Source organism: Parasphingorhabdus sp., assembly GCF_039968395.1.
Lineage (GTDB): Bacteria > Pseudomonadota > Alphaproteobacteria > Sphingomonadales > Sphingomonadaceae > Parasphingorhabdus.
In genome coordinates, this window is the sequence record NZ_JBDVPV010000002.1 from 352292 (window position 1) to 371234 (window position 18943).

The following is an 18943-nucleotide window of genomic DNA, read 5'->3' on the forward strand; positions in this document are numbered from 1 at the left end:
CGTCAGATATCGTCAATCTGTTCGGCCAGCGTCGCCAGGCATTCTGCGCCCAGCAACTGGCAACGTTCAGGAGACCAGCCCTGTTCCGGATCCGGCATGTCGCGATTGTCCTTGAACGGCATTTCCAAAGTCATGGCAATCGCGCCAAAGCGCTCGGCCAACTGATTGGTTGACATGGAAAGGTTCGCTTTCCCTTTTGGAGCCGTGGGATAACCAAGCTGAGTTTGAAAATCGGGAGTGCGCGTAGCCAACCTGTCGCGATAGGCATTATATTTCCGGCCCATGTCATCTGTCCAGCTCGGAATGCCTTCAAAACCGGCGATGAAAACAGCCGGTATGGCCTCGTCGCCATGCACGTCTATCGCGAAATCAACGCCGCTTTCATCCATCGCATTGCGGACGCATAGCACCTCGGGACTCTTCTCTGCGCTGGGTTCATGCCATTCCCGATTGAGGTTCGTTCCAACATGATTGGTTCGCAAATGACCTCTTCGCGAACCATCTGGGTTCATATTGGGAATGATGTGGAAACGGCATTTCTGCAGCAACAGGCGCGCCACCGGATCAGCGGAATCGGTGAGCATGTCCAGTGCACCTTCCATCCACCATTCTGCCATGGATTCACCGGGATGCTGACGTGCGTAGAGCCAGACCTGTTTGTCGCCTTCTCCCATTTCAAGGCAATCAATTGGTTGACCTTCCAGGCTATGGCCCAGCGTCCGGCAGGTGACACCTTCAACCGAAGCAATTTCAGCGATCATGTCGTGATGGCGCTCCATGCTGTAGGGAGCGAAATATGCAAACCAGATGATGTTGCTGGTGGCGGTGTAGTTGACCGTCAATGTGCCGCTATTCTCGTCATAGCTGGAATCAGCACGCCCCCAAAAGTCGCGATCTTCGCTGACACAGGCGTTGTAACCCGGCCATCCCTGAGGATAGGCGGAATCCTTCAGTCCGGTGATGTGCAGTTCAAGATTACTGCCTACCGCGCAACTGACACGGAAATGGAACCACTGAAAAAATGTACTGTCCTTGTCCTTGCGGATAGACAGGGTTGCGGACGTGCCGTTGATTTCTTCAACGATGATATTGCCGGAATCAAACGCGGCGGTGATTTGGATGCTCATGGCACCCTGATAGTAGCTCCTGACTCTCCGGGGAAGTCCTTGAATAACGCTGCGGCCAATTTTGCTGCAGCGAGGCCGGGCTGCGATGCTGGAGATCCATCCTTGGCTTCTACCGCCGACCGGCCTTCCCAGACCACTTCACCATCTGCCTGCCTGGTAATCCGTACGGACAATTCTGTCGCAATCTTGTCTTTCGGCGGGCCGCTCAGATTGATTCCGATCCCCAGGCCGACTCCGGAGCGATAGCCTCCGGTTCTGCCGCCAACCCCGACGGAAACCGGAGACCGGCGTCCTTCCGCCGTTATCCGATTCTGCTCGACGGAGACTCGGGCAAGATATTCAGTGGTTTTGGAGACAGAACGCTCTTCCTGAAATCCAATCTGCTGCAATTCGTGCAGCACGGCAGCCTCGTAGGTCCGGCGCTCGAGACTGATGGAGCCGTCATCGGTTATCATGCTGGTTATCGCAACTGATCCCGGGCTGATCTGCGCGGTTTGGGCATTGTGAAAACGGGTGACGTTGACCGGCGGTGTTGCCGCGACGCATGCGGTTACCGACAGACATGCCCCGCTCAATATTGCAAGCTTTTGAATATTCATGAGATTCCAGTCCTCTCTTGCTCGATTTTGCCCATCTTAGACCAAATTTGCTGTTTCACAGGTAAATAATTGCATCTGGATGGACCCATGGTTAACCGGATTGAGATGTTCCAAAGCTAGACGCATTGCCGCAGCGACAGATCGCAAGGAGATTCTATGTCAGATCGTTTCACAGTTTTGGTGACCGGAGGTGCCGGATATATAGGAAGTCACGCGGTTCTGGCCCTGCACGATGCCGGGTGGCCGGTTGCTGTGATCGACAATTTGGTTACGGGGTTTCGCTGGGCAGTTCCGGACGATGTGCCTTTTTATGAGGGGAATATTGCAGATGCCGCGCTGATTGCGAAAATTGTCACCGAACAGAATATTGGCGCTGTCATGCATTTTGCGGGATCGGTCGTCGTTCCCGAATCGGTAGAAAATCCGCTGAAATATTATGACAATAACTCCGCCAGAAGCCGCAGCCTGATCGAGGCCGTGATCGCGAATAAAGTACCGCACTTCATCTTTTCTTCCACCGCTGCAACCTACGGCATTCCCGAAGTTAGCCCTGTGCGCGAGGACACGCCGCAAGTGCCGATTAATCCTTATGGCATGTCAAAACTGATGACGGAGCATATGCTGCGGGATGTGTCGGCGGCGCATGACATGAATTTTTGCGCACTGCGTTATTTTAACGTGGCGGGTGCCGATCCGCAGGCTCGCAGTGGCCAGTCGACCATTGGTGCGACTCACCTGCTGAAAGTCGCGGTCGAGGCTGCACTGGGCAAGCGCGACAGTGTTGCCATTTTCGGGACGGACTATGACACAGCGGACGGTACCGGTGTTCGCGACTATATCCACGTATCGGACCTGGCGGCGGCCCATGTGCTGGCGCTGGATGCGCTGATCGCAGATCCGACCCAAAGCCATTTTCTCAACTGTGGTTATGGCCGGGGGTTTTCGGTACTTGAAGTGCTGGATGCAGTCGACCGGGTCACGAATCTCAAGATAAACCGCAAAATGGAGGGGCGCCGGGCGGGCGATCCCGATTCGCTGATTTCCGACAATGGAGCGATCATGGATCGCTTCCCGTGGAAGCCGCAATATGCCGATCTCGACCAGATTGTGACCCATGCACTGGCCTGGGAGCGCAAATTGGGCGATATTCAACAGGAACAAAGCGCCTGAACGCTTGACTTTGGCCGGTGACGACCCTAACTGCACCGTCTGTTTACGGCACTTGCTGTTTCACAAAATTCAAATTTATCAAGGCGTGGTACCAAAATGAAGATCCGCAACTCTCTGAAGTCGCTCAAAAACCGTCATCGGGACTGCCGCGTGATCCGTCGTCGTGGTCGCACCTATGTGATCAACAAAACGAATCGCCGGTTCAAGGCACGTCAGGGCTAGACCCGTTGCGTCAGTCCGTTGACTGACTCTGCACAAATTGATGTTGTCATATTCGATGTGGGGCAGGTCCTGTATCGATGGGATTTGCGCTGCCTGTATGAAAAGCTGATTGACGACTCGCAGGAACTGGACTGGTTTCTGAAGAATGTCGTCACACCGGAATGGCATTTTCAGCAGGATGCCGGGCGTCCGCTGGCCGAAATGATTCCCGAACGGATTGCACAATTTCCCGAATATGAAACGCAGATCGTCGCTTATGCAGAGCGATTCGTTGAATCGATCCCGGGGCCGGTGGAAGGTTCTCACGAACTGGTCCGGCAGCTGGCAGATCGTGATGTATCGATATATGGAATCACAAATTTTGGAGCAGAATTCTGGCAGGTATTTCTGCCCACAGCGCCGATTTTCGATCTGTTCGAGGATGTCGTGGTCTCCGGTGAGGAAAAGATGCTGAAACCAGACCCCGCCATCTATCAGCTCGCGCTCGAGCGCTTTGACGTGACCGCCGGGCGCTGCCTGTTCGTCGATGACCGGCAGGAAAATGTTGCTGCCGGGGAAGCGCAGGGTATCAAGGGCCATCATTTTCACGGGGCGGCAGGCCTGGAAAAAGAGCTGAATATGCTCGGGCTGCTGTAGGTTTTCTGATCTTCAGATAGATAAAAGCCACATTTGCAGATCAGCATGTTCGCTGACATTCACCGCGATGATGTGGCGCTGTTCAGTTATGATTTTTGAACAAACTGAGACCGCAATATCCCAAAAGCGGACATTAGGAATTGGCTCAATTTAATTTCTAGGACGCCCAGCGATCGATTTTTCGATAGAGAGTGGATGGACTTAGCTTTAGTGCCCTCGCAGCTGCAGGCACGTTTCCATTTTCGCGCATCAGAGCTCGATCTACGACATATCGTTCAACTTCATCCATCGACATGTTATCCAATATTTTGGAGACTCCTGTTTCGACCGAATTCTCAACTTGACCAGATTGATCTGAAATACTGCGCTCGCCAGATAACGAACCGATCATCTCGCTGGTCAGTATTGCACCTTCATTCATCACGACAGCGCGCCGAATACGGTTTTGTAACTCACGAACGTTTCCGGGCCAAACGTAGTCCATCAACGCCAATGTGGCATCGCTATCGAGACTTTGGAACGGTTTGTCTTCTTCTTCGGAAAAGCGTCGAAGAAATTCGTTGGCGATCAACGCAATGTCACGCCCTCGCTCACGGAGCGGAGGGATTTCAACAGGAATAACAGCCAGTCGATAGAAAAGATCTTCTCGAAAACGCCCTTCAGCAACCTCGACAGCCGGATCGCAATTTGTGGCACAAATCACACGGACATCAACCTGCTCCGTGCGCGAACTGCCCACTCGCTGGATGGTGCTTGTTTGCAAAAACCGAAGTAATTTTACCTGGAGCTTAATGTCCATTTCGCAAATTTCATCCAGAAACAATGTACCGCCATGAGCTGCAAGTGCTGCTCCGACTCGATCAGAAGTGGCACCAGTGAAAGACCCTTTCAGATGGCCAAAAATTTCAGACTCCAGCAAGTTCTCGGGAATTGCACCGCAGTTTATGGCCACAAAAGGGCCTTTTGCTCGCTTACCCTGGTTATGTACTGCTTCCGCCGTGACTTCTTTGCCGGTCCCACTCTCTCCGGTGATAAATATAGTGGCATTGCTATCCGCCACATTTTCAATCGCTTTGTACAACGCTTGCATCTGGGGAGACTTGCCAATGAAGCCATGAAAATGGGTTCTGTCGCGGAGGTGCTTGACCGCCTCGACTTCCTGAACCAGCTGACTTTTCTCGCTGGCATTGCGTGCAGTAGTAACCAGGCGCTCTGAAGCAATGGGCTTTACAAGAAAGTCATAAGCACCAAGTTGCATGGCTTTGATCGCGCGATTGATCGACCCGTCTGCCGTTACGACAACGATGGAACTATTTTGTAGATATGCAGTGTGTTGCTGCAGAAGGTCCAGGCCATCAATGTCCGGCAATTGAAGGTCCAAAAGGACGATAGAATACGGTTTTTTTGCCGACTGCAGCAACTGCACCGCGGCTTCACCATCATCTGCAATATCAACTTGAAAGCCTTCATTTTTGAGCTGTTCGGCATAGTTGAAGGCGAGGCTGGCCATGTCCTCCACAATCAATGCGTGTTGGATGGACTTAGCCATTATTCTACCTCAGCGCTTGGCGGGGCTATAACAAAAGACGCGCTATATGCAGGTGCGTCACGTTCCCAGCTTACTTGTCGATCATCATTATAGTGGACCAGACACTGTTCAATCAGACCAAAGGCGATCGCGGCCATCGGTCGGTGGGAGGAATATCGAACAATCAAGCTGTCACCTTTTTTTTCGGTCGTAACCTGAGGCGGTTGAGCATCGGGATAAAGAGTACAAACTTCCGTATGAATATGTGGGCCTACGTTATCCAACAACTCAGTTGCGTCTTTGTATCGCGACAGGATTTCGGGGAACAGCACAATGAAACGAGCGAAAAGTGCTCTACCAAATTGTCTGCTGAGTTCAGGAGCAGCAATTCCGCTTAATTCAACCGCAGCTTCAATCATTTTGGCTGCGTGCGCAGTTGGGTAGTTTCCAACACTGGTAAAAGCACCGTCATTGGGTAGATCTGCGTTGACCAAGACCTGGTCTGCAAATTCAGGAGAGACCGTTTCTTCCATGAAACGTACCAGCTCAGTAAAAATCACACCTTTCACGGAAAAACTCCTTTTTGCATCATCGCAACCATAGCTCCTTCTAGTTGCATTTTGCTAATATTCCGTTCGCATTTTGCAATTAATGACAAATCAATTTCAAAAAATATTCTATAAAACACTGATATAGAACAATAATATAGTTTTGGCATGTGAGTTGCTCAGTAAAATGAGAACCCAATTTCAAGGTGCCTAAAAATGAAAAAATTCATTCAACTCACATCGTCGCTTTCGGCTCTATCGCTTCTTGGAGCCTGTGCAGCCGGTCCTGCGCCGCGGAATCTGTCAGACAGCTATTGGATGAATGAGCAGCGCAGTCGCAATGCTCAGAGCGCTGAACAGGATTTGAGCCTCTCATGTATTCGCCCCAATCGTCCTGCGGAGCTTAAAGCTTGGAATTTCGTCGAACCAAAGGACTTGCCGGGCGGAGGCAATAGTCTCTCCCCCGGGGATCGAATCAGAATAACGGTTGCCGGAGATATCGATGTTCTAACGGGGGTATATGTTCTCAACGAGGATGGCTTTATCGACATCCCTCAACTTGTCCCTGTCTCATTGGCAGGGAGCAATGTGCTGGCAGCTGAACAAACGATCCGTTCACGCCTGATTGCCGCCGGAGCCGTCAGAGCAATTGGTAACAATGTTGATGTTCGCCTGATCGAGAGTTCGGGAGTTTCAGTTTCAATATCTGGAGCGGTATTTCAGCCAGGTTCTGTGCGTGTAGGAGATCGCCGCGCTGAAGACCGGGTTGGCCAGAAGGAAGGATTGGCCACTGGAGACACCAATCCAAGCCGCACAGTATCGACAGCTTTGAAAGCAGCAGGAGGAGTTCGCCCCGATGCTGCCGTCGATACCGTGTATCTTGTTCGGGGTAAAAAATGGACGCAACTTGATTTGTCCGGAAGTTTCGATGGCAGTGAACACGGCAATCGGCCTGTAGCAACGCTGGACCGTCTCATCATTCCATCAAAAGAATGCTTCGATCCGAAGCTGGTTCGTCCAAGTGCAATTACCGCACCTGGCATTCGTGTCTTCATGTCCAATCTTGCGCGATCTGCCAATAGTAATGCCGGCGCAGCAATTGGGGAAAAGACCACCAGCTTGCCCTATGGTACACGCCTTTTGCAAGGAGCGATCGCGTTGAACTGCATTGGCGGGTCAGCGATGAATGCCGGACGCAAAGTCATCCTGATTTCGCGTAATCCAATCAATGGCCAAAGCGTGGTTACTGAACGCAAAGTTGAACAACTTGTTCGCAGAGCAGATCGTGATTCCTACAATCCGTTTTTGATGCCGAATGATTCTCTTGCCTGTTACGATAGCGATTTCATGAACTTTCGTGATGCCTTGGGACTCATAACCGACACCGCCACTCCCGCTCTTATTTTCGGGAACATCGGCACATGATCCACTATAAAATATCACGAAAGCGGCGTATAGAACGGATCTGGGATTTTGTCCGAGATGGAATGCAGACCGAAGGCAGATATTCCAGGTATCTCATGTTGATGTCCGGCATAATTGCCTTGATATGGTTGATAACATTAGCCTTTCTGGTTCTCATGCCAAATCGCTATGACAGTTCTTTCACACTAATTCTGCCTGGTTCCGGAGTTGGCAGCAGCCTAAATCTGGAATCAATTGGTCAAGCGACGACGGCAACAAATTCTGCATTTAGCTCGCCCTCGATCAGTCCAACAGAAAATTACAAGCGCTTGTTGATGGCAGAGATCACGCTGGAAAGAGCGACCAAAATAGCCGGTGATGATGATGATATGGTTTCCGCACCTCGCGTTAAACTGATCGATCAAACCAATTTGATTGAGGTGAGTATATCGGCCGGTAATCCTGTTCGGGCACAGGAAAAAGCGCGGTCTTTGCGCACTGCTTTTCTGGTTGGACTGGACAAGTTGCGCAAGGATGAAAGCGAAAAGCGGGAAGAGGCGGAAAGCATCCGTCTTGTTCAGTTGGAAACCAAGGTTAGGGAAGCACAACAGAATTTATTAGCCTTCCAGGGTAAAACCGGTCTTGTTTCACTGGAACAATTTAACAACCGGATATCTGCACTGGATTCACTACAAGACCGCGAGCGACAAGCACGAACGGAAGCAAAGCGAACAGCGGCAACGGCATCCAAAATTGCCAAAGCACTCAATATATCCGTTACAACGGCCAACAAAGCCTTCACGTTAAAGGCAGATCCTGTTTTTCAATCCCTGCTAACCCGATATGCGGCAGTCAACACATCAGCGACTGAAAAGCAGGCTACATTGGGTCCAAATCATAGCCAAGTGCAGCAGATAAATGCGGAAAATGCTCAGCTAAAAAGTCAAATGCTGGCTCGAGGTGGCAAATTAACGGGACTTAGCGACATTGTTCTGATGGGATTTGCTGACCTGTCAATGTCTAGTGAACGCGGCGCACTGGTCGGCGTGATGGTGGCTCGGGACTCAGAGCGTAGTGGAGCCAATGCAGGATTGGCTGATATTCGAGCACAGATTTCCGAACAAACGGCCAAAGCTCCCACGCTGGTTAATCAAGCTTCTGAATTGGCTGACTTGCAGCGCGACCTCCGTGTCGCGGAAGCTGTGTTTTCTTCAGCACTCGCGCGAATAGACACCAACAAGGCAGATCCATTTGCTTCATACCCACTCGTACAAACACTTGAAGAGCCAAGCTTACCTGAAGAACGCTCGTCGCCATCAACTATTGTCGTTATAGCGGGAGCAATGGGTTCCTCTTTGATAATATTAATCGGATTTGGATTATTGTGGTTCAGACAAATTATCATCCGCAAAGTTTTGCCGAACGCCTGATATACTACTCCCTTTTGAGTACATGGGTTTTGTGGCTGATTGGTGGTTTGTACATTGCCGGGCCAGTAATCGCGTGGATACTCGCCGGTAATGTTGCATGGCGTTTTTATCTGGCCCCTGGCTTGCCCGAACACCAAAAGCCGAAAAAGGCTGGATGGGTCCTATGGACCTGGGTTGCAGGAATGGCTTTGTTGCTGGTTACCTTATGGATCGGGCACAGCAATTTTGACCTCGGAATGGTCGCTACGATCAAGTCATCGATTGGATGGGCAAAAGGGTGGGCACTTCTGGCTATATTCATACTGGCTGGAGCCGCTTTGGACATCCGGCCCGCTATTATCTATCGGGCAATCTGCAAGCTTGGCGCCCAGACATTGATACTCCTGCCAATATTCCTGATCGCTCCTTTTGCGGGTTTACCCGAGACCTTGTATGTTTCCCCATTGCAAATAGTTGGCGGACCGGGGCCGGAATATTTCGCGACTACACTTTACACCATCGAACCTGGTGCCGGCGTTCCGCGTTGGCAATTTTTTGCACCCTGGTCACCTGCAGCCGGCATGGTTGCAATGGTCTACGTCATATGTGCGATCGAAGAAAAGCAATTGAAATGGAAACTCGTTGGGATAAGCGCAGGTTTGATTGTAGCATTGCTCAGCCAATCGAGATTGGCATTGGTTGCTTTAGCGGTCGTTTGGCCGATGGCTTTCGCCATTTCCCGAGTGAACAAACCAGCAATCTGGTTCGCCGCTGCGCCCGTTTTACTGGGCGCAAGTCTGTTTTCGGTTAACATCGTGCAAAACGTTGCCGAAGTGCAATCGGAGTTTGAAAGTGCACGAGCTGATTCCTCTCGGGTTCGCGCGGCGTTGGGAAGAATTGCAGTTCACCGTTGGCAGGAAGAAGCGCCTTGGTTTGGTCATGGTGTGGTTGAAAGAGGGCCCCATCTCGTCGAGTACATGATGATCGGAAGTCATCATAGCTGGTACGGATTATTGTTTGTCAAAGGCATTATCGGGCTGCTGGCTTTGGCTATACCAATGGCGCTTAGCCTGTTTCTACTTGCACAAAAAGCTTGCCGATACCCGGAAGCGCGGGTTGGCCTGTCTTTGCTCCTGCTGCTGCTGCTTTACAGTTTTGGAGAAAATCTAGAGATTCTCGCTTATCTCTATTGGCCTGCACTCATATTGATTGGCAATGGCCTCCGGCTGCGATTTCCCATTATCCCAGAATCTGACAAGCAAAGTCGTCCAGCAACCTGACTTAGAAAACCAAGCCAATCTGAATGCCGCTTCTCTTCGAAAATCATTGCTTTCTGACGAGCTAAATACGCCATTTTCTGTAACGGAAGCTGCCGCAGATTATTGAGTGCAGATACCAGGGAGGGCTGATCAGTACAATCGACAATGATGCCGCAATCTTCAACCTGCTCAGGAAGGCCGCCCACAGGCGCGACCATAATCGGTCGCCCGGCCATTTTTGCTTCCGCTGCAACCAAGCCAAAACTCTCAAAATATGATGGAACAGCTATGACATCGCAGCGGCCTAAAAAATCTGACAAAGAATCCACTTTGCCGTAGAATTCGATGTTCCTGCAGCCGTGCGCTAGTTTGCGAAAATTTTGTTCCTGTTCGCCATAGCCACCAATGTTAAGTCGAATGTTAGCCGAAGTGTCGGTAAGTTTTACGGCTTCGATCAATTCTGCGAATCCTTTGGTTTTCGAAAACCGGCCGTAGGCACCGATTGTAAGAGCTTTGTCGGCTGAAAAGTGTGGCAAGCAGACATCATCCAATCCTTCAATGTAGCTCCATGGACTAACCACATGAAATCGGCTTTCATCCGATTTCGTAACTTCACCGAGCCAGTTTGCTTGAGCCTTGGAAACACAGATCACTTCGTCGAATAGCGCGACTGCACACCGTAACATCGCCCGAAAACGCGACTTGACTGGTACGTTAAGTGTTTCCCACTCACGATTGTAGCTATGCTCCATCCATACGATTTCACTGGCCGGATTTCGGCCACGTAAAGAATATAGAAATGCCAGACTCCTCCAACTTGGCGGAAAATGAACAAAGATTATATCTGTGTTGAATTTGGGAGCGATAGACCATTCAGGATCAACCTCAACAACTTCGGACTCATATTTTATTGTGAAACATGAGCTCTGAAAAAGCTCAAGATTTTTGGTGACACCGCCAACAGAGAAATCGTTCAACAAATGAGTTATTCGGACCCGTCTCATACTGCGCTCTTTTGGCCGGTCCAAGATCCAGCGATGGCGGCAAATTGGGCTGGCTTCATGATACGCGCAGCAATACATGCCAGATTGGTGACCAGTGTTTTCCTGGGCTCTTCGATAATCATCCTCGGGAATTCAGCGAGCGCTTGAAACGAAAGAGACAGGGCGAATGGCCCATCTCCCATACTTGCTGCCCGCCTCGCCAGATAGCGAAGTTGATAAGCTTTTGCTCTCGATTTGTGTTTTTTGATGAAACCGGGAGCATAGGAGGCGGTCTTGTCTATGGCTTTCTCCCAGCTTTCGAATTGTCGCACCACATTGGATGACAATGCGCCGGACACGATCCTGTACTCGGTCAGCAAGCCCCCGATTCCTTCAAAACTGGCGGAAGAAGACAAAGCCATTCTCAGCCAGCATTCAATGTCTTCAGATTGCTTGAAACTCTCGTCAAAATAGCATGTCCGTTCCGAATAATCGGGATGTTGAAATGCGATCTTGTCTAATGCTGTTTTTCGAATAACCGGAGCAGATCCGTTGCCCACAGGATTGCGTGCTATAATGTCCGAAGAAGAAATTTTTCCAAGCTTTGGACGCATTGCGACGCGCAATCGATTTCCATCTTCATCGATCAAGTGTGATCCTGAATAACTCACATCGACATGCGAATTGCAAGTCAAATGAATGGCGTGCAGCATAAGTTTGTCGGGAAGCCAACGATCATCGCTATCAAGCATTGCGACCAACGTTCCGTGCGCTCTGCTGATACCGCGATTTCGTGCTCCAGCCAAGCCACGATTGGCCTGACGCACTATGCTGATTCTAGGATCGGTAAACTCGGAACAAATATTTATGCTCGCATCCGTTCCACCATCATCGACAATGATAAGTTCAAAATTTTCGTAAGTTTGATCAAGCACAGATTGTACAGCTTCTCGAACATAACGTTCGACATTGTAAACCGGCATTACGACAGAGATTAGGGGCTGTTTCATTGTTTATCCTTTATGAATATTTTGAATGTTCAGGCGAAGATACGAATGCGGGATTTCCGGGAAAGGAACAGGGAAAGGATGGAGCCACCCAACGTTCCCAAACCACGTTTCCAATCAGAGAGAAAAGCGCCAATATTTAACTTCAGTCCACGGAACGAGTATCGCAAGGCTGTCCCAGGCCACGCTCCTGTTCTGAGTGCCCTGCGCGCCAGATAGCGGCAATATTGGGCTTCAGCAGCGGATCGATCGAAATGAGCATCATATGCCGATGCAAGCCGACGCCAGCCAGAATACATTTTCTCGAGATCCGCTGAAAGGCCATCTTCGCTCATCCGATAGTCGACAAGATGACAATCGAACCCCTGAATGATCAGTCCGTGCGCACAGGCACGCACGAGCCATTCCTGGTCCTCTGCATAGGACATGTGTTCTCGAAACAGGCCAATTTGATGAAGGCAATCGGCGCGAACAACGATGTTGGATGATGTGCAGGCAGGGTTTTCTGCCAGAAGATTTGAGACATCCAGTTTGAAGGGCGGCACGTTTGAAACAGTGCGTTTTGCATCACGGCAATTCGAAATGAATTCTACCTGAGCAAAACTTATCGCAACTTCCGGGAAACACCGATGCCAGGTCCTATGTCGTTCCAGCTTGGTTGGGAGCCAAAGATCGTCAGAATCCAGAAAAGCAACCAACGCGCCATGCGCGCAAGATAATCCAAAGTTTCGCGCGGCAGCGACACCTCCGTTAGGTTGTGACTTCACTTTTATGCGGTTGTCTTTGGACGCCATATCCAGAGACAACATCAGGCTGTTATCGGTCGAACCATCGTCAACGATAACCAGTTCAAAATCTTTTTCTGTTTGTTGCAATACGCTAGCGACCGTCGTTTCCAATGTAGCCGCGGCGTTGAAAACCGGAATTATGACTGAGAATTTCGGGCGGTTCATATGAGTGACTCCTGTTGGGATGAATATTGAATGCGCAATTGTTGATGCGCATGGCGAAAAATCAGAATGGAAATGGGAATGAAGTTTGTAACCAGGCCCAACACGTACCCGATAACGGCCATTTGCAGGCTCATTTGCGCACCTAGTGCGAAGTAAAGTAGCGTGGCTGAGGTCGTAAATGCCACAATCATCAGATCCGCTGATATACGACCAGATGCGCGCAGCCAGGCCGTGTTGGCAGCACCAAAGAAGATTGGAATGGCGGCTAGGGATAGTATACTTACCAACGGTGCTGCATCATTCCATTGCTGACCGAAAACCAACGGAACATAGATTGGTGCGAATGCAGCTTGAGCAAGTATCAGCGGAAAGAAGATCACGGCACCCAGAAAAAATGATCTGCGATAACGTTGCAATCGCTGCACACCGTCTTTGACCTCGCACAAATGGGGGAACAGAATGGTCGAAAAGGCGGTCACGAAGGAAGTCGTAATCCCAAGACCCGCATTAAATGCAAAATAGTAGATCCCGAGTGCCTTTACGCCGAGTACCGAACCAACAACCAGTTTATCCAGATGCATCCGGCTGGCAGTCAGCATTTCGCTTCCCAGTACACCTAGAGAAAAGGTTACAAAATAGCGCGCAGGTGCCGTTCCTTTTGCTGCATTATATTTCCAACTACGGGCCCGCCGTACCGCAATTAACCAGATGGGAGCCGTCAGCAATTTCGGTAGAACAATTGCCCAGGCGGAAGGCCAGAGAATTACAAAAATCATAGTGAGAAGATGATCGGCAATTGTCTGTGAGGCCGCTATTCTTGCCGTGGTAGCCATCTTTCCATCTCGCATGAGAAGGAAGACCTGAACCAGACCTCCGGGCATAAAAAGGTACACGGCGGACAGCACGGCCAGCATAAGTGCGGCATCAGTCTGTTCGAAAGCAATATGAAGCAGTGCAGCTACACACAATTGGACAATTGCGACGAGCATACACCAGATCCAAAACAGTCGATGTGCTGTATTTGCCGTCGCAGGTAATTGCGATGCAGAAGCCAGAATTATTTTTTGGCCAATTCCTGCGTTCGCTAGGACCCGGACAAGTTCAAACAGACTCAAGGACAATGCTGCCAGTCCCATGATTTCAGGCGAGACTGCTCTTGCGATCACAATCACCGCAACAATGCGGATCACTCTAACCAATAACTCAGCGCTGCCATATGCCGCCAGCGATGAAAGAAACCAGGTGCTATCTTTGTTGAGCTTTGCTTTTACATGATTCCAGATGGCCATCACGAACTCCCATAAACAGATGTGGAAGTCACCAATCAATTCCTGTGCCAACTCAGTAAGATATTGATATATAACGGTTATAATTCCGAAAAATCGTTCTTGATGATCAATCTTCGCATTATGCAAAGACTTTTAGGAATATTCGATGCATAATGCGAATATCAATCGAATAAAGTTCGGATTGTAATTTAATATGTATATATATCAATGATTTAGAAGATTGGCACAGATTCTGCAAATCAACAGGAGAACAATTTAACGAAAGGTATTTGAAAATGCTTCACCAACGTATCCTCTCTGACGATATTGGCGTTACCGAGCTTAGGACTTCGAAGTTTGGACAGTTTGCTTCAGCGTGGATGCAGTTAGATTCAGCAAAGCTGTTCTGTTTCGACCTGATCCGTGGGTCGCTCCAATCCACTGCTGAAGCGATTATCCAATCAGCTCAGGCCAATCAAAAAACGATCATAAACTTCCTGAACGCGCATTGCGTGAACATTGCGGTGTCAGATGCCGAGTATCGCAAGTCGCTACATGCTAGCACTGCGTTGCTTCCTGATGGTTCGGGCATGTCGATCGCTGCAAAATTGGCGAATGTTCGGTTAGGAGAAAATTTGAATGGAACTGATCTGTTTCCAATCCTCTGCGAACAGGCCGCAAAAAGCGGACAATCAATCTATTTACATGGCGGCGAACCAACAGTTGCCGCGCAGGCTGCTCGTAACATGCAACAGCGATATCCCGAACTGGAGGTGGCTGGAGTAAGCAATGGTTTTGAAGAACATACGGATACCGCCAATGTAATATCACAAATCAATAGCTCTGGAGCTGATCTGGTTTTTATTGGCCTGGGAGTTCCCCTGCAGGAAAAATGGATAGCTGCACACCGCTCACAAATTGATGCCCCCGTCATTTTGGGTGTTGGAGGGTTATTCGATTACTATTCCGGCCGGATCCCACGTGCCCCAAAACTCCTGAGATCGATCGGAATGGAGTGGTCATGGCGATTGTTGCAGGAGCCCCGTCGGTTGGCAAAAAGATATCTGGCGGGTAACATTAGTTTTCTCGCCAAAGCTATCGTAAACGGGTGGAATGCGAGGGGACTCAAGCATAAAATATTTGTCACCAACAAGCGGGCGCTGGACCTCACATTGACTCTGCTTGGCCTGGTTTTCATCGGACCACTTTTTGCAGCAATCTCCTTGTTGATTTTGGCAGAAGATCGGGGGCCAGTCTTTTTTAGGCAAGTCCGCATAGGAAAAGATGGGAAACCATTCAAAATGTGGAAATTTCGATCGATGGCCGTCGATGCAGAGCAACGATTGCAACAGCTGGCTGCACAAAGTGATCGTGATGATGTATGTTTCAAGATGAAAAATGATCCCCGCATCACGAAAATCGGCAAACTCATTCGTCGGTTTTCAATGGATGAGCTTCCGCAACTCGTAAATGTCCTCAAGGGCGACATGTCATTGGTTGGTCCACGCCCGGCACTGCCAAAGGAAGTGATGCAAAAGCCAGACAAATCCATCAATCGGCTGGCCGGTAAACCGGGATTAACGTGCACATGGCAAGTATCCGGGCGTGCGGAGATTCCTTTTGAAGAGCAGGTTCGAATGGACGAAGAATATCTGTGTCAACAAAGTGTGCTGAAGGATATTTCACTTCTGGTTTCAACTGTGCCTGCGATCTTGACGGGTCGAGGCGCTTATTAAAAGTTCCTAAACGTCGCAGGCTTTATCGATTTCGTTCAATGTTAGATCAACAAATTTCTTGAACTCATTGAATGAATCCTGACTGGACAAGTCTGCGGCGTTTGCCTGATCTAATAAACCACTAAATCCAAAAGTTTGCGCCACTCCCTTTAATCGATGCTGCGCGCGCGACAAAAGCTCCTCACTTTGATCGATATAAGCCTCTTCCATGTGTAGAACCGAGGCGGTTAGATCTTTATACAGGGTTTCTTGCAGCGAAGCTCGACGGTCTTTAGAAAGCGCCTCCAAAACAGAGCGGAATTGATCAACATCGATAACTGTTTTTACTTCAGATCGAGACATCAATTCCAATTCATCGACTTGAACCTTGTCCAACGCAGCGCGTATTGCGCTCGCAAATTCATGCTTATCTATGGGTTTGGCCAGACATTGATCCATCCCGATAGCTAACAAGTTTTCGCGTTCCGTCTCCATCGCATGTGCGGTAACGCCAATAATCGGGATACCCGAAATTATGCCATCCATTTTTCGGATAATTTTCGTGGCTTCCTTGCCGTCTAGAACGGGCATCGATACATCCATCAAAACCAGATCAAATTTGCGATCTCTCAGCATTTCAGTTGCGACTTGTCCATTTTCCGCCAGCTCGCTGGTACAACCAAATGAATCCAGCATGGAAGCGATGACAAACTGATTGGCTTCTACATCTTCCGCAATCAATATGTGGGGTGTTTCTCCTTTAAGATTGTGTATCTGAGCTGGTGGCAAGTTTTCAGTGCTAATTTCAATGGGAGCCACTGCTTCCTCGAGAGGAATCTCGAACCAAAACATGCTGCCAAGTCCTTCTTTACTTTTCAATCCAATGTCGCCTTCCATGGCACTGATCAAACGATGACAGATTGCCAGACCCAGTCCAACGCCCTCAATCTCGCTCCTCTCAACTTCAGGCGAACGTGTAAAATTTGCGAAAAGAGAAGACTGGATATCTTCTGGTACACCCATTCCATTATCCGCGACTTCAACACGCAAAAATCGCCTTTCGTCACGTTGGCGCGACAAGAGTGATACCGAGATTTTCCCGCTCGGTCCGGGAGTGTATTTAATGGCATTGCTGACCAGGTTATTCAGGAGTTGGCGAAACCGCGTCGGATCTATCAGCAGCGCCGATGGTAGATGTGGGTCGCGGTCCGTATCAAGTTCAATACCTTTTGCTTTCGCCGCCCCTGACCAAAAATCCATTACGCCGGTAACCACAAGATCCAGGACTGTTGGTGCTGGCTCCAATGATATGGCTCCCGCTTCCGCCCGGGCCAGGTCGATAATATCATCGAGCAGGATTTTCAGAAGTTCTCCACTTTGCACGGCCAAATCCAGCTGCTTTTTCTGCGGTTCACTGAGTTTGGTTTCCTCCAACATGGATAGCATGCCCAAAACACCATTCATTGGTGTCCTGATATCATGACTCATCATCGCCAAAAATTCAGACTTGGCTCGATTGGCACGCTCGGCTTCCAGTTTCGAGGATCGAAGTGCAGAACTTAGCGTCTCCAGTTCATCTACGCGTTCACCCAATTGCGACCGCTGTTCCCTTAGGCGGCTTTCGATGATTTTCAATTCGCTAATATCAGAATATGTGCGAACCATACCTCCGTTATACGGCGCAACAGAAATTTGGATATGCCGCCCATCACCCCGCCTTAGAAGATGTTTCTGCGACTTGACGTTCCCACTCCCGTCTCTTTCTACCTGAGAAAATGTGTCAAGATTACCTCCATGATATTCTGATTTAAGAGCATGAAACGCGGAGTATTCCATCCCCTTGAACATATCGTCATATCTCGGTCCGATCAGGTCCATCAGTTTGTCATTCCAGCTAACAAGCCTAAGATCATCGTCAAAAACGGCCACCCCTAGTGGTACGTTGTTTAGAACAGCTTGAAGATAGGCAGCATTCTGTCGTTCGCGCTCCGTTACTTTGGCAAGTTGTTCGCTAGTTCGATTCAACTGCTTGATCCGTCGCTCGGCAACCAATTGCAATGCTTTTGCCTTTCGCCCGATGGCACGTGCTTCAGTGATATCTTGAACGGTTCCGTATATGCCAACAACTTGCCCATCTGCATCCGCCTGCTTGCTCATGCTCCACTTGAACCACATCATCTCGCCGGCGGGCGTAATCATTCGGCAGTCGTAGCTGTGATCGGTTCCCGGAGGCGCGGACAGGAATTCTTGCCGGAGTTTGGTCACTCGTGCCCGATCAAGAGGGTGGACGGCGCGCCATGCGCGCTCCGCAATCGAGTCCCCGTCGGCTTCGATTCCGAGCATTTCACGGAAGAAAGGGGAATAGGAAAGATCTTTGTTCTTAGGCCAGTGCAAAGTTGCGATCCGGCCGGTTTTCTCCGCACGGATCAATTCCTGTGCGCTGATTTCCATCTTGTTGATCAGCTCAGCTTCTCGCTGCTGTAGTTCAACACTTCTCAGTGCTACCAGTCGGGCTTTGTCCTCAAGTAATGATTCCGCTTCTTTGCGCGCAGTTTCCGAGCGAGCCAATCGGCGTTCTAAAAAAGCGATTCTCTCGCTCTCTTCTTTCTGGACATCACTAGTTTTCATATCGTCTGCCATTGACTGAGCCCATCCATTACTCCTCAAAATTGAATACTGGAATTGGCAGACCAGGTCGACAACAAGATTAATTTGGAATCTAAGCCATAAACCTAGTGTCCGCTTTTGCGCCCAAAGCAGACACTAGAATGTTACCATTATTGGCGTGTGATCGGGGATTCTTTCCCAATCTTCTTCGACCATGCCATAATCCTCCCTGCAAAACTCCTTTGCGTCATCGATGGTGTCATGCAGGTCATCTCTAGTCATAATGCCATCATCCGAGTCTTCGAAATAAAGCGCGTAAACACCAAAATTATATTGCTCCAGAATAACTAGAGAGTTCTTGCGCTGGGCCATGAAGGCTCCAACGAGCGAGTTTTCATGATGAGTATCGGTCATTCACGTCCGCTAGCAGATGGTTTCAACAATGTCCGTTCCCGTGCCTAAAGCGAAAATCGATATCTCTTGCATTCGTCAAACAACAGGGCATGCT

The 18943-nt window shown here is 49.5% G+C and carries 17 protein-coding genes; 7 read left to right on the forward strand and 10 right to left on the reverse strand.

Translation table 11 applies throughout. The features are described 5' to 3' along the window. Positions 1–2: 2 nt before the first annotated feature. Together ABJI30_RS05865 and ABJI30_RS05870 are read right to left on the reverse strand one after the other, a co-directional pair. Complete coding sequence (locus ABJI30_RS05865) at positions 3–1127, reverse strand: M14-type cytosolic carboxypeptidase (RefSeq protein ID WP_348016249.1); 1125 nt, start codon at positions 1125–1127, stop codon at positions 3–5. Then, positions 1124–1726: a DUF4136 domain-containing protein gene (locus tag ABJI30_RS05870; protein ID WP_348016250.1), complete on the reverse strand. Its 603-nt coding sequence runs from the start codon at positions 1724–1726 to the stop codon at positions 1124–1126. Before ABJI30_RS05870 ends, ABJI30_RS05865 begins: the two co-directional genes overlap by 4 nt. Positions 1727–1882: 156 nt before the next feature. Between ABJI30_RS05870 and galE the strand changes: the two genes are divergently transcribed. The 3 genes from galE to ABJI30_RS05885 all read left to right on the forward strand — a co-directional run bounded on the left by galE (position 1883) and on the right by ABJI30_RS05885 (position 3754). After that, positions 1883–2896 (forward strand): UDP-glucose 4-epimerase GalE, encoded by a 1014-nt coding sequence (galE, locus tag ABJI30_RS05875; RefSeq protein WP_348016251.1) that lies wholly within the window; start codon positions 1883–1885, stop codon positions 2894–2896. A gap of 96 nt (positions 2897–2992) precedes the next feature. Further along, positions 2993–3118 (forward strand): type B 50S ribosomal protein L36, encoded by a 126-nt coding sequence (gene ykgO, locus ABJI30_RS05880; protein ID WP_007165381.1) that lies wholly within the window; start codon positions 2993–2995, stop codon positions 3116–3118. Positions 3119–3136: 18 nt separating this feature from the next. Continuing rightward, the gene (locus ABJI30_RS05885) at positions 3137–3754 is read left to right on the forward strand and encodes an HAD family phosphatase (protein ID WP_348016252.1); all 618 of its coding nucleotides are present in this window, start codon (positions 3137–3139) and stop codon (positions 3752–3754) included. A gap of 157 nt (positions 3755–3911) precedes the next feature. On the opposite strand, the gene ABJI30_RS05890 is transcribed toward ABJI30_RS05885, so the two are convergent. Beyond that, positions 3912–5303 carry a sigma-54 dependent transcriptional regulator gene (locus ABJI30_RS05890; protein ID WP_348016253.1) on the reverse strand — a complete coding sequence of 464 codons (1392 nt, stop codon included), beginning with the start codon at positions 5301–5303 and terminating at the stop codon, positions 3912–3914. Continuing rightward, the gene (locus ABJI30_RS05895; protein WP_348016254.1) at positions 5303–5851 is read right to left on the reverse strand and encodes a heme NO-binding domain-containing protein; all 549 of its coding nucleotides are present in this window, start codon (positions 5849–5851) and stop codon (positions 5303–5305) included. The genes ABJI30_RS05890 and ABJI30_RS05895 overlap by 1 nt, the downstream gene beginning before the upstream one ends. Positions 5852–6046: 195 nt before the next feature. Here ABJI30_RS05895 and ABJI30_RS05900 point away from each other — a divergent pair, with 195 nt between their 5' ends. Genes ABJI30_RS05900 through ABJI30_RS05910 form a run of 3 tightly spaced genes read left to right on the forward strand, consistent with a single transcriptional unit; the run spans position 6047 to position 9923 of the window. Continuing rightward, on the forward strand, positions 6047–7255 hold the full coding sequence (locus ABJI30_RS05900) for a polysaccharide biosynthesis/export family protein (RefSeq protein WP_348016255.1): 1209 nt from the start codon (positions 6047–6049) through the stop codon (positions 7253–7255). Further along, positions 7252–8664: a hypothetical protein gene (locus ABJI30_RS05905; protein WP_348016256.1), complete on the forward strand. Its 1413-nt coding sequence runs from the start codon at positions 7252–7254 to the stop codon at positions 8662–8664. The genes ABJI30_RS05900 and ABJI30_RS05905 overlap by 4 nt, the downstream gene beginning before the upstream one ends. Continuing rightward, on the forward strand, positions 8619–9923 hold the full coding sequence (locus ABJI30_RS05910; RefSeq protein WP_348025407.1) for an O-antigen ligase family protein: 1305 nt from the start codon (positions 8619–8621) through the stop codon (positions 9921–9923). The genes ABJI30_RS05905 and ABJI30_RS05910 overlap by 46 nt, the downstream gene beginning before the upstream one ends. On the opposite strand, the gene ABJI30_RS05915 is transcribed toward ABJI30_RS05910, so the two are convergent. From ABJI30_RS05915 to ABJI30_RS05930, 4 genes are read right to left on the reverse strand one after another with little or no spacing between them, the layout of a single operon-like run. Then, positions 9830–10906 carry a glycosyltransferase family 4 protein gene (locus tag ABJI30_RS05915; RefSeq protein ID WP_348025408.1) on the reverse strand — a complete coding sequence of 359 codons (1077 nt, stop codon included), beginning with the start codon at positions 10904–10906 and terminating at the stop codon, positions 9830–9832. The genes ABJI30_RS05910 and ABJI30_RS05915 overlap by 94 nt on opposite strands. Next, entirely contained in the window at positions 10903–11895 is a 993-nt protein-coding gene (locus ABJI30_RS05920; RefSeq protein ID WP_348016259.1) for a glycosyltransferase, read from the reverse strand. Before ABJI30_RS05920 ends, ABJI30_RS05915 begins: the two co-directional genes overlap by 4 nt. Before the next feature lie 29 nt (positions 11896–11924). After that, a complete protein-coding gene (locus tag ABJI30_RS05925; RefSeq protein WP_348016260.1) occupies positions 11925–12845 on the reverse strand; it encodes a glycosyltransferase family A protein in 921 nt (306 codons plus the stop codon). Next, positions 12842–14134: an oligosaccharide flippase family protein gene (locus tag ABJI30_RS05930; RefSeq protein ID WP_348016261.1), complete on the reverse strand. Its 1293-nt coding sequence runs from the start codon at positions 14132–14134 to the stop codon at positions 12842–12844. The genes ABJI30_RS05925 and ABJI30_RS05930 overlap by 4 nt, the downstream gene beginning before the upstream one ends. Before the next feature lie 275 nt (positions 14135–14409). Between ABJI30_RS05930 and ABJI30_RS05935 the strand changes: the two genes are divergently transcribed. Further along, positions 14410–15849, forward strand: a complete 1440-nt coding sequence (locus ABJI30_RS05935) for a WecB/TagA/CpsF family glycosyltransferase (RefSeq protein WP_348025308.1) — start codon at positions 14410–14412, stop codon at positions 15847–15849. A gap of 6 nt (positions 15850–15855) precedes the next feature. Here the strand turns inward: ABJI30_RS05935 and ABJI30_RS05940 are convergent, their stop codons facing one another. Both ABJI30_RS05940 and ABJI30_RS05945 read right to left on the reverse strand, forming a co-directional pair. Further along, positions 15856–18468: an ATP-binding protein gene (locus ABJI30_RS05940; protein WP_348016263.1), complete on the reverse strand. Its 2613-nt coding sequence runs from the start codon at positions 18466–18468 to the stop codon at positions 15856–15858. 123 nt (positions 18469–18591) lie between these two features. Beyond that, complete coding sequence (locus tag ABJI30_RS05945) at positions 18592–18849, reverse strand: hypothetical protein (protein WP_348016264.1); 258 nt, start codon at positions 18847–18849, stop codon at positions 18592–18594. Positions 18850–18943 lie beyond the last annotated feature (94 nt).

Excerpts from the sequence above, each read along its gene's own strand:
- ABJI30_RS05935 (WP_348025308.1), top strand. The coding sequence starts at position 14,410 with ATGCTTCACCAACGTATCCTCTCTGACGATATTGGCGTTACCGAGCTT.
- ABJI30_RS05920 (WP_348016259.1), bottom strand. The coding sequence starts at position 11,895 with ATGAAACAGCCCCTAATCTCTGTCGTAATGCCGGTTTACAATGTCGAA.
- ABJI30_RS05945 (WP_348016264.1), bottom strand. The coding sequence starts at position 18,849 with ATGACCGATACTCATCATGAAAACTCGCTCGTTGGAGCCTTCATGGCC.
- ABJI30_RS05940 (WP_348016263.1), bottom strand. The coding sequence starts at position 18,468 with ATGGCAGACGATATGAAAACTAGTGATGTCCAGAAAGAAGAGAGCGAG.
- ABJI30_RS05905 (WP_348016256.1), top strand. The coding sequence starts at position 7,252 with ATGATCCACTATAAAATATCACGAAAGCGGCGTATAGAACGGATCTGG.
- ABJI30_RS05870 (WP_348016250.1), bottom strand. The coding sequence starts at position 1,726 with ATGAATATTCAAAAGCTTGCAATATTGAGCGGGGCATGTCTGTCGGTA.
- ABJI30_RS05925 (WP_348016260.1), bottom strand. The coding sequence starts at position 12,845 with ATGAACCGCCCGAAATTCTCAGTCATAATTCCGGTTTTCAACGCCGCG.
- ABJI30_RS05930 (WP_348016261.1), bottom strand. The coding sequence starts at position 14,134 with ATGGCCATCTGGAATCATGTAAAAGCAAAGCTCAACAAAGATAGCACC.
- ABJI30_RS05915 (WP_348025408.1), bottom strand. The coding sequence starts at position 10,906 with ATGAGACGGGTCCGAATAACTCATTTGTTGAACGATTTCTCTGTTGGC.
- ABJI30_RS05900 (WP_348016255.1), top strand. The coding sequence starts at position 6,047 with ATGAAAAAATTCATTCAACTCACATCGTCGCTTTCGGCTCTATCGCTT.
- ykgO (WP_007165381.1), top strand. The coding sequence starts at position 2,993 with ATGAAGATCCGCAACTCTCTGAAGTCGCTCAAAAACCGTCATCGGGAC.
- galE (WP_348016251.1), top strand. The coding sequence starts at position 1,883 with ATGTCAGATCGTTTCACAGTTTTGGTGACCGGAGGTGCCGGATATATA.
- ABJI30_RS05865 (WP_348016249.1), bottom strand. The coding sequence starts at position 1,127 with ATGAGCATCCAAATCACCGCCGCGTTTGATTCCGGCAATATCATCGTT.
- ABJI30_RS05890 (WP_348016253.1), bottom strand. The coding sequence starts at position 5,303 with ATGGCTAAGTCCATCCAACACGCATTGATTGTGGAGGACATGGCCAGC.